10 protein-coding genes and 1 pseudogene are annotated in these 14,452 nt (G+C 64.2%); 5 read left to right on the plus strand and 6 right to left on the minus strand.

The annotated features are described in order from the left end of the window. Positions 1 to 212 precede the first annotated feature (212 nt). Positions 213 to 806, plus strand: coding sequence for a GNAT family N-acetyltransferase (locus AC0L21_RS25710; RefSeq protein WP_473264536.1), 594 nt, complete (start codon positions 213 to 215; stop codon positions 804 to 806). A 193-nt stretch (positions 807 to 999) separates the two neighbouring features. Here the strand turns inward: AC0L21_RS25710 and AC0L21_RS25715 are convergent. Next, positions 1,000 to 1,205 (minus strand): annotated as a pseudogene (locus AC0L21_RS25715) (threonine/serine dehydratase); the annotation flags it as partial. A gap of 153 nt (positions 1,206 to 1,358) precedes the next feature. On the opposite strand from AC0L21_RS25715, the gene AC0L21_RS25720 reads away from it, so the two are divergent. Beyond that, on the plus strand, positions 1,359 to 1,988 hold the full coding sequence (locus tag AC0L21_RS25720) for a glutathione S-transferase family protein (protein WP_473264537.1): 630 nt from the start codon (positions 1,359 to 1,361) through the stop codon (positions 1,986 to 1,988). Positions 1,989 to 2,250: 262 nt separating this feature from the next. Here AC0L21_RS25720 and AC0L21_RS25725 read toward each other — a convergent pair whose 3' ends face one another. From AC0L21_RS25725 to metF, 3 genes are all read right to left on the minus strand, one after another. Beyond that, on the minus strand, positions 2,251 to 3,258 hold the full coding sequence (locus AC0L21_RS25725; protein ID WP_473264538.1) for a DUF3592 domain-containing protein: 1,008 nt from the start codon (positions 3,256 to 3,258) through the stop codon (positions 2,251 to 2,253). A gap of 428 nt (positions 3,259 to 3,686) precedes the next feature. Further along, complete coding sequence (gene metH, locus AC0L21_RS25730) at positions 3,687 to 7,550, minus strand: methionine synthase (RefSeq protein ID WP_473264539.1); 3,864 nt, start codon at positions 7,548 to 7,550, stop codon at positions 3,687 to 3,689. A 6-nt stretch (positions 7,551 to 7,556) separates the two neighbouring features. Next, the gene (metF, locus tag AC0L21_RS25735; protein WP_473264540.1) at positions 7,557 to 8,477 is read right to left on the minus strand and encodes a methylenetetrahydrofolate reductase [NAD(P)H]; all 921 of its coding nucleotides are present in this window, start codon (positions 8,475 to 8,477) and stop codon (positions 7,557 to 7,559) included. Between the two features lie 390 nt (positions 8,478 to 8,867). Here metF and AC0L21_RS25740 point away from each other — a divergent pair, with 390 nt between their 5' ends. Next, positions 8,868 to 9,881: an LLM class flavin-dependent oxidoreductase gene (locus AC0L21_RS25740; protein WP_473264541.1), complete on the plus strand. Its 1,014-nt coding sequence runs from the start codon at positions 8,868 to 8,870 to the stop codon at positions 9,879 to 9,881. A gap of 69 nt (positions 9,882 to 9,950) precedes the next feature. On the opposite strand, the gene AC0L21_RS25745 is transcribed toward AC0L21_RS25740, so the two are convergent. Then, positions 9,951 to 10,796, minus strand: a complete 846-nt coding sequence (locus AC0L21_RS25745; RefSeq protein WP_473264542.1) for a prephenate dehydratase — start codon at positions 10,794 to 10,796, stop codon at positions 9,951 to 9,953. 21 nt (positions 10,797 to 10,817) lie between these two features. Next, positions 10,818 to 11,558, minus strand: coding sequence for a 3-deoxy-manno-octulosonate cytidylyltransferase (locus tag AC0L21_RS25750; protein ID WP_473264543.1), 741 nt, complete (start codon positions 11,556 to 11,558; stop codon positions 10,818 to 10,820). Between the two features lie 218 nt (positions 11,559 to 11,776). Here AC0L21_RS25750 and AC0L21_RS25755 point away from each other — a divergent pair, with 218 nt between their 5' ends. Next, positions 11,777 to 12,331, plus strand: coding sequence for a c-type cytochrome (locus tag AC0L21_RS25755; protein WP_007599749.1), 555 nt, complete (start codon positions 11,777 to 11,779; stop codon positions 12,329 to 12,331). 209 nt (positions 12,332 to 12,540) lie between these two features. Continuing rightward, positions 12,541 to 14,442: an extracellular solute-binding protein gene (locus AC0L21_RS25760; protein WP_473264544.1), complete on the plus strand. Its 1,902-nt coding sequence runs from the start codon at positions 12,541 to 12,543 to the stop codon at positions 14,440 to 14,442. Positions 14,443 to 14,452 lie beyond the last annotated feature (10 nt).

The raw sequence follows: 14,452 nt of genomic DNA on the forward strand, positions 1-14,452 counted from the left end.
ATTACCCTGACGCCGCGGTGAATGAGGCGTATCCACAAACTCCGCCGTCGTCCTGGCGAAAGCCAGGACCCATAACCACCGAGCTAAGTTGCCTTGGACCGCTGGTCGCCCCAACCTGCCGCAACCGCGACCAGCTGTGGTAATGGGTCCTGGCTTTCGCCAGGACGACACGGAAGGTGTGGCCGGCGTTCAGCTTCAAAGGGACGCATCCCATGATCCTCCCCGACGGCTATTCCGACATTCCCGCCGGCAAGATCGCTGCCGTCGTCACGCATCTCGAGATGACCGCGCGCCCGGCGCCGCGTGACGATCCTCCCGGCGCCTGGACCCTTCGCAAGGTCGATACCCCCGCGCTTCATTGGTATCGCGACCTCCATCGCCGCGTGGGCGAAGAGTGGTTGTGGTTTTCGCGCGCGCGCATGAACGACGCCGAGCTCGCCGCAATCGTCCACGCACCGGGCGTCGAGGTCTATGCGCTTGCCGTGGACAGCCACGATGAAGGCCTGCTGGAGCTGGACTTTCGGGAGGCCGGCCAGTGCGAGCTCGTGTATTTCGGTGTCACCGCGAAACTGATCGGCAGCGGTGCCGCCCGCTTTATGATGAACCGCGCGCTTGAGGTCGCATGGTCACACGATCTGTCCCGCGTCTGGGTGCACACCTGCACCTTCGATCATCCGTCGGCCGTCGCATTCTACCAGCGCTCAGGCTTCCGTGCATTTCGGCGCCAGATCGAGGTCGCCGACGACCCGCGTCTCAATGGCACCGCGCCGCGGACGGCGGCAAAGCATGTGCCGATTATCGGCTAGTGCGCAGCTGCCTCCCCACCGTCATTGCGAGGAGCCCTTGCGACGAAGCAATCCAGACTGTCTCCGCCGAGAGATCCTGGATTGCTTCGCTGTGCTCGCAATGACGGAGTGCCGGCATCACGACCCTCGTTAGCCGTTGAAATTCACCGCATTGGTGTTGGCGCCGCAAACCAGCACCGTGACCCGCTCGCCGCTGGCGCAACAGCAGATTGGCAAAGGCACCCCGCGCCTTGAACGATCCGGAATGCTGCAACAGCTCGAGCTTGAAAATGACCGGTACGGGCGGCAGGCCAAAATCAGCGAGATCGGCTGGACGAGCGGCGTGCACCGTATGTGCGGGCGGATGACGGCCTCAGTCGCCGCGATCCGCTCCCGATTGATGTCCATTGTTGCTGTCATGATACCGTCCTTGACAGCGCATCCGGCGGACGCTGTCGCGGTGCCGTTGCATCCGGCGCAATGCTCCACTTCCGTGATTTTGCTTGCGCCACTGCGGCCTTGCCGTGGAAACTGATTGGCCCTGCCTTGTCCAAAGCCAGAAGAGCGCAAAACATGTTCCTGATCGGCCAATATGATTCCCCCTTTGTCCGCCGTGTCGCGATCGCGCTGCGGCTTTACGGCCTCGCCTTCGAGCACAAGCCGTGGTCGACCTTCGGCGATGCCGAGAAGATCGCGCCCTATAACCCGCTGCGACGCGTGCCGACGCTGGTGCTCGACGACGGCGAGGCGCTGATCGAGAGCACGGTCATCCTCGATTATCTCGACGAGTTGGTCGGGCCGGAGAAGGCGATGCTGCCGCGCTCCGGCGCCGAGCGCCGGCGTCATTTGCGCATCTGCGCGCTCGCTTCCGGCCTCGGCGACAAGGCGGTGAGCCTGCTCTACGAGCGGGTGCTGCGGAAGGAGCAGCTTGCACTGTGGGTGGAGCGTTGCGAGGCGCAGATCGCGGACGTGCTGAAAGCGTTGGAGGCCGAGCGCGCCAAGGTGACCACGCCGTACTGGTTAGGTGATCGCATCGGTCACGCCGACATCGCGGTGGCCTGCGTCGTCCGCTTCACCCGCGAGGCGCACCCTCAATCGTTCGAGCCGTCGCGGTATCCGGCGCTGTCGGCGCATGCCGCCGCTTGCGAGGCGCTGGCGCCGTTCAAGGAGATCGTGCAGCCGCTGGCACCGCCGAAGGGGTGAGCCGTTTTCAGGCTCTCCCGCAATTGCAGGGGATTTCACGAGGACGGCGCGGCTTGCTCCGGGCGATGCGAAGCATCGTCCCGCGCGCGGCGGGTGAGGGCTCTCACCACACGGGGGACATCCTCCGTAATTCTCGACAACGCCAACGCGGAGACACCCCCACCCCAGCCCTCCCCGCAAGTGGGAGAGGGAGCCCACTGCCGATGCTGTTGCATCGTGCACGCCATATGCGATCGTGCTGCGCAGGCGAGGAGAAGCGCCGCTACGCAAACCCGATTTTGATCAGGATCATCAGGAACAGGCCGCCGACGACCGCGCAGACCGCGGCACCGATCAGCGGCCCCAGCGCGCCTTTCCGGCTTGCGGGCTCCAGCACAGCCTGCCCCGGCTGGTCCGGATCGTAATAGACCTGGACGCTCTTCCCGGGCCGATATTTCGCCGCGGCGTCTTCGGCGACCTCGCGCAGGCCGGAGATCATGGTGCCGTTCCAATCGACTTCGGTGCCGATGAAGTCGCGCTTGCCGACCCTGTAGGCGTAGCGCAGGTCGACCTGATAGCGGTGGACGAGCTTTGACGTCGTCGGTCGATTGTCGTGCTCGGTCTTCTCTTCGATGATTTCCTCGATCACGTCGCAATGGATGACCCTGCCCGACGCGGTCGGCCAGCGCAGGCTGGCGCTCGCCAGCCGGCGCGTCCGGACATAATCGGCGGCGAGGAACACCCCGCCCACGAGCACGATGATCGGCACCGCGAACGCGAATAGCGGGACGCCCTTGTCGGCGTAGAGCACGTGGCCTGCGAACGAATGCGCGGTCAGGGTGGCGGCGATGATGCCGAACACCATTGTGAACGCAACCAGTGCCGCGACGTTCTGCGCGGCGGCGGGCTCCAGCAGCGCCTCGGTCGGCTGCTTGGGATCGACATGGACGTCGACATGGGCGCCGACCGGATAACGTCCGGTCAGTTTTGCGGCCAGGACCCTCGTGGTGATGACGGTGCCGCCGACAAAGACCTTGTCGCCTTCCAGCTCCTGGCCGCCGGCCTGATAGCGGTAGCGGATGATGGGCTTGGCGTCGTTCCGGTCGTCCGAGGAATGCGCCGCCGGCTGGTCGACCCGCGAGACCGTGATGATGCCCTCGACCTTGTCCCAGCTCCGCGCCGCCACCATCCGGCCGCGCATGCGGACCAGGTTGAACAGCGTCAATCCAAACAGCAGCACGGCGATGCCGGCGGCAATCTGGGTCCACATCAATTGTTGGGCGTTCAGCATCCGATTCCCCTGCGCTTCGGCGGCGACCGGCATTGGTCGCAGCGAACACGCGTTGCGTTCGATGCTGCGCGTTGCCCGGCACATGCCAGGCGTTGCTTCACCAACGTCGTCCTGGCGAAAGCCAGGACCCATGACCCCAGCGGGTCATTTGGCGAGGATTGGTCGTTCGGGAGTGCCAGCGATGGTCACCGATGGACGCGGTATGAATCCTGGCTTTCGCCAGGACGACATCGAACGTCTGGCATGCGCCCATGATCGCGGCGGACGGGGCAGCGAGTATCAAACGGACACGGTCGGCGATGATGGAATGTTACAGGTGTTTTGCCCGACGCCGCAAGCAATTTCGGTAAGGCCGAATTTATCGTGCTTTTTCAACCCCATGCCTACTGTGCATGGGGTTGATTTCTCGTTTTGTGTTTGGAGGGCGCCTAGCCCGCGCCCGCGCGCTTCTTCTGCCAGACCAGGTGCACGGCGCAGGTGCAGCCCGGCGGATGCGAGGCAAGCTCCTTCGACGTTTCGTCGTTGGCCGGTGTTGCCACGAAGGTCGCCTTGTCGCTCGCGCTCTCTCGCGCCGGGATGTAGTTCAGGATCGGTGCGAGCCAGCGCTCGGTCTCGGCGACGCTCATGCCCTTGCGCGCGGCATAATCCTCGACCTGATCGCGCTCGATCTTGCCAACGCCGAAATAATAGCTCTCGGCATTCGCGAGATAGAGCCCCGACACGGAAGAGCCCGGCCACATCGCGAAGCTCTCGGTCAGCTTCACGCCGGCAGTGTTCTCGGCGTCGAGCAGGTCGAACAGCGTGGCCTTCTCGGTGTGATCGGGCTGCGCGGGATAGCCGGGGGCGGGACGGATGCCCTGGTATTTTTCGAGGATCAGATCGTCGGTCGAGAGCGCCTCATCCGGCGCATAGGCCCAGAACTCGCGGCGCACGCGGGCATGCATGCGCTCGGCGAAGGCCTCCGCAAGGCGATCGGCCAGCGCCTTGCACAGGATCGAGGAGTAGTCGTCATTGGCCATCTTGAACCGGTCGGCGACCACATCCTCGCCGATGCCGGCGGTGACGACGAACCCGCCGACATAATCGGGCACGCCGGTGCCTACAGGCGCGACGAAGTCGGACAGCGCCGCGTTGAAACGGCCCTCGCGCTTCTCGAGCTGCTGGCGCAGCGTGTGCAGCGTCGCGATCGTCCTGGTCCGGCTCTCGTCGGCATAGAGCACGATGTCGTCGCCCTGCGCATTGGCCGGCCAGAAGCCGACGGTGGCCCGCGCGCGGAACCATTTCTCCTTGACGATCAGGTCGAGCATCTTGCGCGCGTCATCGTAGAGCGAGCGCGCGACTTCGCCGACCTTGGCATCGTCGAGGATGGCGGGGAAGCGCCCGGCGAGCTCCCAGGTCTGGAAGAACGGCGTCCAGTCGATATAGGGCACCAGCTCGGCGAGATCGTAGTCGTCAAAGCTCCTGGTGCCGAGGAAGGTCGGCTTCACCGGTTTGTTCGCGGCAAAGTCGACCGGCACGCGGTTGGCGCGGGCGGTCGCCAGCTTCAGCCGCTTCTTGTCGGCCTGGGCGCGCATATGCGCATCCGAGATCTTTGCGTATTCGGCCCGGACTTCGGCGGCATAGGTCTCGCGCCTCTCGGGCGACAGCAGAGCAGATGCAACACCCACCGCGCGACTGGCGTCGTTGACATGCACCACGGGGCCTGCGCGATAGCTCGGGTCGATCTTCACCGCCGTATGCACGCGGCTCGTCGTGGCGCCGCCGATCAGCAGCGGCAGCTTGAGGCCTTCGCGCTGCAATTCGCCAGCGAAGAACGCCATCTCGTCGAGCGAGGGCGTGATCAGGCCGGACAGCCCGACGATGTCGGCCTTCTCCGCCTTCACGGTCTCGACGATCTTGGCCGCGGGCACCATGACGCCGAGGTCGATCACCTCGTAGTTGTTGCACTGGAGCACGATGCCGACGATGTTCTTGCCGATGTCGTGGACGTCGCCCTTGACGGTCGCGAGCACGATCTTGCCGGCGGACGAGGAGCCTTCCGTGCCGATGCCGTTGGCGAGGTTGCGCGCCTTCTCCTCTTCCATGAACGGCATCAGCCAGGCGACAGCCTGCTTCATCACGCGTGCCGACTTCACCACCTGCGGCAGGAACATCTTGCCGTCGCCGAAGAGATCGCCGACCACGTTCATGCCCGCCATCAGCGGTCCCTCGATCACGTCGAGCGGCCGCTTCGAAGCCTTGCGGGCCTCCTCGGTATCCTGCTCGATGAACTCGGTGATCCCATGCACCAGCGAATGCGACAGCCGCTTCGCCACCGGCCATTCGCGCCAGGCGAGATCGGCTTCCTTGGTCTGGGTCTTGTTACCGCGGAATCTTTCCGCTAGCGCCAGCAGACGCTCGGACGCACCGGGGTCGCGGTTGAGGATGACGTCCTCGCACACCTGGCGCAATTCGGGATCGATGTCGTCATAGACGATCATCTGCCCGGCATTGACGATGCCCATGTCCATGCCGGCCTTGATGGCGTGATACAGGAACACCGAGTGCATGGCCTCTCGCACCGGCTCGTTGCCGCGGAACGAGAACGACAAATTGGATACACCACCGGAAATGTGCGCGCCCGGCAGGTTCTTGCGTATCCAGCGCGTCGCCTCGATGAAGTCGACGCCGTAATTGTTGTGTTCCTCGATGCCGGTTGCGATCGCGAAAATATTCGGATCGAAGATGATGTCTTCCGGCGGGAAGCCGACGCGGTTCACCAAAATGTCGTAGGCGCGCTTGCAGATATCGGTCTTGCGGGCGAACGTGTCGGCCTGGCCGACCTCGTCGAACGCCATCACCACGACGGCCGCGCCGTGGCGGCGGGCGATCTTGGCCTCGTGAATGAACTTGTCCTCGCCTTCCTTCATCGAGATCGAATTGACGACGGGCTTGCCCTGCACGCATTTCAGGCCGGCCTCGATCACGGAGAATTTCGAGCTGTCGACCATCACGGGCACGCGGGCGATGTCGGGCTCGGCGGCGACGAGGTTGAGGAAGGTCACCATCGCGGCTTCCGAGTCCAGGAGACCCTCGTCCATGTTGACGTCGATGATCTGTGCGCCGTTCTCGACCTGGTCGCGAGCTACCTGCAACGCGGCGGTGTAGTCGCCGGCGGTGACCAGCTTGCGGAAGCGGGCGGAGCCGGTGACGTTGGTGCGCTCGCCGACGTTCACGAAAGGAATGGCGTCGGTCAGGATGAACGGCTCGAGGCCGGAGAGCCGCAGGCGAGGTTCGATCTCCGGCACGATGCGCGGCTTGTGCGGCGCGACCGCAGCCGCAATCGCCGCGATATGGTCCGGCGTGGTGCCGCAGCAGCCGCCGACGATGTTGACCAAACCATCACGCGCGAACTCGCCGACCAGCCGGGCCATGTATTCCGGGGTCTCGTCATACTGGCCGAACTCGTTGGGCAGGCCGGCATTGGGATAGGCACAAACAAGCGTGTCGGCGACCCGCCCGATATCGGCGATATGCGCGCGCAGATCTTCCGCGCCGAGCGCGCAGTTGAAGCCGATGGTAACGGGCTTCGCATGCTGCACCGAATGCCAGAACGCTTCCGGCAACTGGCCGGACAGCAGGCGGCCGGACTTGTCGGTGATGGTGCCCGACACCATCACGGGCACGTCGATGCCGCGCTCCTCGGTGATCTCGGCGATCGCGTAGAGCGCAGCCTTGGCGTTCAGCGTGTCGAAGATGGTCTCGACCAGCAGCAGATCGACGCCGCCGTCGAGCATGCCGTTGATCTGCTCGCCATAGGATTTGCGCAGATCGTCGAACGTGACGGCGCGGTAGCCGGGATTGGACACGTCGGGCGAGATCGAGGCGGTGCGGTTGGTCGGTCCGATCGCGCCGGCCACGAAGCGCGGCTTGCCGTCCTCGGCCTCGACGCGGCGTGCGGCGTTGCCGGCGAGGCGGGCGCCTTCGCGCGCCATCTCATAGACGATGTCGGCGAGATCGTAATCGGCCTGGGCAATCGAGGTCGTGGAGAAGGTGTTGGTGGCGACGATGTCGGCGCCGGCACGCAAATAGGCGGCGTGGATGTCCTCGATCGCCTGCGGCTGGGTCAGGATCAGGAGGTCGTTGTTGCCGCGCAAATCGCGATGGAAGGTCTTGAAGCGCTCGCCGCGGAAGGCGGCCTCGTCGAACTGGAGGTTCTGGATCATCGTGCCCATGGCGCCGTCGAGCACGAGAATGCGCTCGCGCGCGGCGTCGAGCAGGGCGGTTCGCTTGGGAGAAGTGGATACGATCATGGTGTCTCAAGCCGCCTTCTGCGCGCTCTTGGCGCGGATGCCGAGCAAATGGCTGATCGCGAACACGAGATCGGCGCGGTTCATGGTGTAGAAATGGAAGGTGTCGACGCCGTGCTTGGCGAGCTTCTGCACCTGGGCCGCGGCGACCGTCGCCGCCACCAGCTTGCGGGTCTCGGCGTCTTCATCGAGGCCCTCGAACTTCGCGGCGATCCAGTCCGGCACGGAGGTGCCGTTGCGGGTGACGAAATTGCGAGCCTGCTTGAAATTATGCATGGGCATGATGCCCGGCACGATCGGGATGTTGATCCCCCGCGCGCGCACGCGGTCGAGATAACGGAAGTAGAGGTCGTTATCAAAGAACACCTGCGTGATCGCGCGGGTCGCACCCGCATCGACCTTGGCCTGCAGCGTGTCGATGTCATCATCGAAGTCGCGCGCCTCGGGATGCTTCTCGGGGTACGCCGAGACCGACACCTCGATATCGCCGTGCCGCTTCCTGATGCCGGCGACGAGGTCGGCGGAGCTCTGGTAGCCCTCGGGATGGCTGGAATAGGCCGTGCCGATGCCGCCGGCGGGATCGCCGCGCAAGGCCACGATGTGGCGGACGCCGACCTCGTGATAGCGATCGACGATCTCGTCGATCTCCCCGCGCGAGGCGCCGACGCAGGTCAGATGCGCGGCCGGCAGCAGCGCGGTTTCTTTCAGGATGCGCGAGATGGTCGCGTGGGTGCGCTCACGGGTCGAGCCGCCGGCGCCATAGGTGACCGAGACGAATTTCGGGTCGAGCGGGGCCAGCCGGTTGATGGTATCCCAGAGATTGCGCTCCATATCTTCCGTCTTGGGCGGAAAGAACTCGAATGAGATCGCAGGCCGCTTCAGGTACCCGTCTTGCCCGTTGGTATGGGCAGGCGTCGTCACGTCAGTCATGGGCACCACTCACTCCAAGGGCTCGCCGGGTCGTTGGCGGTTCGGCGGTCAGGTCTAGATTGGGAGAGGCTAAGATAAGCCAAAACGGCCGCACTCGACAGCCCATCAGAGATGGGAAATTGCCCACTTTCTGCACATCGATTAAAAATCGTGTGAGGTCAGAGGTCGAGGTGGGAAGACGATCTAGGATAAATCATATTACATCAGGTAGATAACAGAAGATGGAGACTTGTTCGGTGCAAATTTGTCCGTGGGCAATATGAAAGTCATACTATCAGCGCGGTAACTGTCCCAACGCTGCGGTGAAGTCGCGCGAGGCGGCCGCCTGCACGTCAGACCTGCGCGCCCTGCCCATTGCCGCTGCGCCGCCCTCCGCTACGTTAGCGCGCCATGATCCCGCTCTCAGTCCTCGATCTCTCCGTCGTCACAACTGGCACAAAGCCCGCCGCGGCGCTGCGCAACAGCATCGACCTGGCGCGCCATGTCGACGGGCTCGGCTATGTCCGCTACTGGCTCGCCGAACATCACAACCTCGCCTCCGTCGCGAGTCCTGCGCCCGACGTGATGATCGGGCAGATCGCGGCGGTGACCAAGCACATCCGCGTCGGCTCCGGTGGTGTGATGCTGCCCAATCACGCACCATTGGTCGTAGCCGAGCGCTTCAAGATGCTCGAGGCGTTGTTTCCCGGCCGTATCGATCTCGGCCTCGGCCGCGCGCCCGGCACTGACGGCGCTACGGCCTATGCGCTGCGCAGCCGGCTCGACCGCCGCGAAGGCGACGATTTCCTCGAGCGGCTGCACGAATTGATCCTGTGGCAGACCCGGGAATTCCCCTCGGGCCATCCCTACCACAACGTCGTCGCGATGCCCGACGATACGCCGTTGCCGCCGATCTGGCTGCTCGGCTCCAGCGATTATTCGTCGGAGCTCGCCGCGCAAGTCGGCATGGGCTTCGCATTCGCCCATCATTTTGCGTCCCACGATGCGATCGACGCGATGGTGCATTATCGCAATCGTTTTCAGCCCTCGGCCTGGAGTGCGAGCCCGCGCGCGATCCTCGCGGTCGCCGTCATTGCGGCCGACACGGATGAGGAAGCCGAAAAGCTCGCCGCGTCTTTCGACCTCAACCGCCTGCGCCGCGACCGCGGCCAGTATCTTCCGTTGCCGAGCGTCGAAGAGGCGCTGGCCTATCCCTATACGGATTCGGAGCGCATCTCGATCCGGCGCAACCGCTCGCGCCTGTTCGTTGGTAACCCGGCGACCGTGCAGGAGACGCTTCAGCCGCTGATCGATGCGAGCAAGCCGGACGAGTTGATGGTGATCACCGCCGTGTACGATCACGAGGCGCGCAAGAAATCGTATTCGCTGCTGGCAGAGGCGTTCGGGCTTAAAGCGGTCGGATAAGGCTCTCACGCCCCTGCGCTGAGCAGCGTCTCGATCCCGGCTCGCGCTTCGCGCGTCCGGGACACAAAACTACTCCATCGTCGCGCGGAACGGATGCCCCGGATACACGCCGACGATGCGGAATTCGCGCGAGAAGAATTTCAGCTCCTCGATCGCGAACGCGAGACCCTTGTCTTCGGGGTGGCCGTCGACGTCGGCGTAAAACTGGGTAGCGAAGAAATTGCCGTCGACCATGTAGCTCTCGAGCTTGGTCATGTTGACGCCGTTGGTGGCAAAGCCACCGAGCGCCTTGTAGAGCGCGGCCGGCAAATTGCGCACCCGGAATACAAAAGTCGTGACCAGCGGACCGGAGCCCTGTGCGGCCCATTTCGGTTCGCGCGCGAGCACCACGAAGCGCGTGGTGTTGTGGGCCTCGTCCTCGATGTCCTCCGCCAAAATGTCGAGGCCGTAGATCTGCGCAGCCAGGCGCGAGGCGATCGCGGCGACGGACCTGTCGTTACGCTCGGAAATGTCGCGGGCGCTGCCGGCGGTATCGGCGTGCACGATCGGCTTGATGCCAAGCTTGCGAATGATGCGCCGGCATTGGCCGAGCGCGTGCACATGGCTCTCGACGCTCTTGATGTCTTCGAGCCGGGTGCCCTTCACCGCCATCAGCTGATGCCGGACCGGCAGAAACCATTCGCCGATGATGAAGAGGCCGGAGGCCGGCAGCAAATGATGGATGTCGGCGACGCGGCCCGCGACCGAATTCTCGATCGGGATCATGCCGAGGTCGGCTTCGCCCGACGAGATCGCCGACAAGGCGTCCTCGAAGGTGGCGCAGGGAATCGGCTCGGCGTCGGGATAGGCCTCGACGATGGCGATGTGGGAATTGGCGCCAGGCTCGCCCTGGAATGCGATTTTCAGCTTGCTCATGCTCGGCCTTGTAACAGCGGCTCAGGATTTGGAAAGGATGCTGCGGGCGGTTTCCAGGTCCGCCGGCGTGTCGACCCCGCGGGGCACGGTATCGACAATGGTGAAGTCGATGCGCATTCCGGCCTCGAGCGCCCGGAGCTGCTCGAGCTTCTCCTGCAATTCCAGCGGCGAAGGCGGAAGCCGGACGTAGCGCTCCAGCGCGGCGCGGCGATAGGCGTAGAGGCCGATATGGTGGTAACGGGGCCCATCGCCGGTCGGCGCGGTTGCGCGGGTGAAATAAAGTGCGCGCATGCGCCTGCCACCGAGCGAGGTCCCGATCGCCTTCACGACGCTCGGCGCGAGGTCCTCCTCCTCGGTGTGGATCTGCGAAGCCAGCGTTGCGATGTCCACGACGGGGTCTTGCAGCGGCGGCAACACCTCGCGGATGTTGTCGATCGTGATGGTCGGGAAATCGCCCTGCAGATTGACCACGATCTCGGCCTTGCCGTCCGGATCGAGCTTTTGCATGGCCTCGTGGATGCGGTCGGAGCCGGACGGGTGCTCCGCGCGGGTCATCACGGCCTCGCCGCCATGGGCGGTCACGACGGACGCGATCTCCGCGGTGTCGGTTGCGACCGCCACCCGGCCTATCCCGGCCGCCTCCGCGCGGCGCATCACGTGCACGATCATCGGCTGCCCCGCGATATCGGCGAGCGGCTTGCCGGGCAGGCGGGTGGCGGCCATGCGGGCTGGAATCAGCACCAGGATGCGGGGATCGATCATCGTTCAAGGGCCTGGAAACGGGGCGTTTTCCGCGCCGAGAAATGGGGTGGGGACGGGCGTGAAGCCCGCTCGCTTATACGGGTTGCCAGACCCCGGGCAAACCGATATCTCAATGGCAAAACTCGGGGAAACAGTAAGGAACGTTGATTCTCCGAGGCTCGTCCTGGCGGCCGCATTGGGCCGCTCGATCCTTCTTGCGGTGTGGGGCCTGGCCGGAAATGGACTCTTTCGAACTAAACAAGATTCTCGGTGCCGTGCTCGGCACCTGTCTCCTTCTGCTGGTGACAAGCTTCACCGCCCAGGCGTTGTTCTCGCCCAAGATGCCGGAAAAGCCGGGCTTCGAGATCGCAGTGAAGGAAGACGCCGGCCACGGCAAGGAAGGCGGCGCTGCCCCCGCGGCCGCCGAGCCGATCGAAAAACTGCTCCAGACCGCCTCGGTCGAGAAGGGCGCCGCCGCCGCCAAGAAGTGCGGCGCCTGCCATACCTTCGAGAAGGGCGGCCCGAACCGTGTCGGTCCGAACCTCTACGGCGTGGTCGGCGACCATGTTGGCGAGGGCCGCGGCGGCTTCAACTTCTCGGCCGCGATGAAGGCCAAGGGCGGCACCTGGGACTTCGATGCGCTCAACAAGTTCATCGCCAATCCCAAGGCGGCTGTCCCGGGCACCGCGATGGGCTTTGCAGGCATCCCGAAGGATAGCGAGCGGGCCGACGTGATCGCTTACCTGAACAGCCTTTCCGACAGCCCGAAGCCGCTGCCCACCGCGGCCAAGTAAGGCCTATCGACTACGATCTTAGTACGCGGCCAGGCTGAAAAGCCTGGCCGTTTGCTTATCCGGGCCTCGCGGCGTTGTTATCGGGGCGTTTGGCCGCAGCGATCGGCCAGCCGGCCTTCCAAGATGAGGAAAAAGCAACATATTCCGTCGAAACCTCGCCTATATTGGGACCTTAAAGGAGTAGCCTCCTTCAAGACAGGAATGTTGATTTGGCCCTTACCCGACGCGATCTCCTGCTCACTGGTACCGCTGCCGCAGCGCTCCCCGCCCTTGGTTCCGTAGGGGGCCTTCCTGGCGTCGGCGTGGCACGCGCGCAATCCGCCAGCGAGCCCACCTGGCGGCACGCGCTGTCGCTGTTCGGACAGGTGAAGTACCCCGCGGACTTCAAGCGCTTCGACTACGTCAATCCGGAAGCGCCCAAGGGCGGCGTCGCGCGCCAGATCGCCGTCGGCACATTCGACAATTTCAACATCGTCGTCTCCGGTGTGAAGGGGCAAGTCGCCGGTGCCGTGGCATTCATCTACGAATCCCTCACGACGGCCTCGCTCGACGAAGTCTCGACCGAATATGGCGCACTGGCCGAGGCCGTCAGCCATCCGGATGATTTCTCTTTCGTGACTTACCGCTTGCGACCGCAAGCCAAATGGCATGACGGCAAGCCTGTTACCGCGGACGACGTGATCTTCTCGCTCGATTCCTTCAAAAAGCATCACCCGATGTACTCGGCCTATTACAGCCATGTGGTGAAAGCCGAGAAGGTCGGCGAGCGCGAGGTGAAGTTCGTGTTCGACGCACCGGGCAACCGGGAACTTCCGCAGATCGTCGGGCAGCTCACGGTCCTGCCGAAGCATTGGTGGGAGGGCACGGACGCGCAGGGCCGCAAGCGCGATGTCTCCGCCACCACGCTCGAAGTGCCACTGGGTTCCGGCCCCTATCGAGTCAAGGAATTCGTTGCCGGGCGGTCGATCGCGCTGGAGCGAGTCAAGGATTATTGGGGGCGCGACCTCGCCGCCAATGTGGGCCGAAATAATTTCGACGAGCTGCGCTACGAGTATTTCCGCGACGCCACCGTGGCGATCGAGGCGTTCAAGGCCGATCAGGTCGATTGGCGCACCGAGAACAGCGCGAAGAACTGGGCGACAGCCTACGACTTCCCGGCGGTCACCGAAAAGCGCGTGATCCTCGAGGAGTTCGCCAATCGCAGCTCGGGCGTCATGCAGGCCTTCGTGCCCAACCTGCGCCGCGCCAAGTTCAAAGATGCGCGCGTGCGACGCGCGCTCAACTACGCGTTCGACTTCGAGGAGATGAACAAGCAGATCTTCTACGGCCAGTACAAGCGCATCAGCAGCTATTTCGACGGGATCGATGAGCTGATGGCGACCGGGCTGCCGCAGGGTAAGGAGCTCGAGATCCTCGAGACGGTCCGCGCCGAGGTCCCGCCCGAAGTCTTCACGACGGCCTATACCAATCCAGTCGGCGGCAGTCCGGAAGCCGTGCGCGACAATCTTCGCGAAGCGCTGCGCCTGTTCAAGGAAGCCGGCTATGAGGTGCGCGACCGCAAGCTTGTCGACGTCAAGACCGGCACCCAGTTCTCCCTGGAATTGCTGAACTCGGATCCGAGCTTCGAGCGAATCACGCTGTTCTACAAGCCCTCGCTGGAACGGCTCGGCATTGCCGTCAGCGTGCGGACAGTCGATCCGACCCAATACGAGAACAGGACGCGCGAGTGGGATTTCGACATCGTCACCAACTCCTGGGGCGAGTCGCAGTCACCGGGCAACGAGCAGCGCGAATTCTGGTCGTCGAAGACGGCCGACATCGCGGGTTCACGCAATATTACCGGCATCAAGAATCCGGCGGTCGACAAGCTGATCGAGCGGGTGATCTACGCCAAGGGGCGCGACGATCTCGTCGCGGCAACCAAGGCACTCGACCGCGTGCTGTTGTGGAATCACTACGTCGTGCCGCAGTGGACTTATACGAAGGTGCGCACCGCGCGCTGGGATCGTTTCGGCCGGCCGGCGGAATTGCCTAAATACGGCCAGTCCGGCTTCCCGTTCATCTGGTGGTACGACGCGGACAAGGCGGCGCGGATCGCAAAGAAGTCGTGAGGGACATTTC

Source organism: Bradyrhizobium sp. WSM4873, from assembly GCF_055811355.1.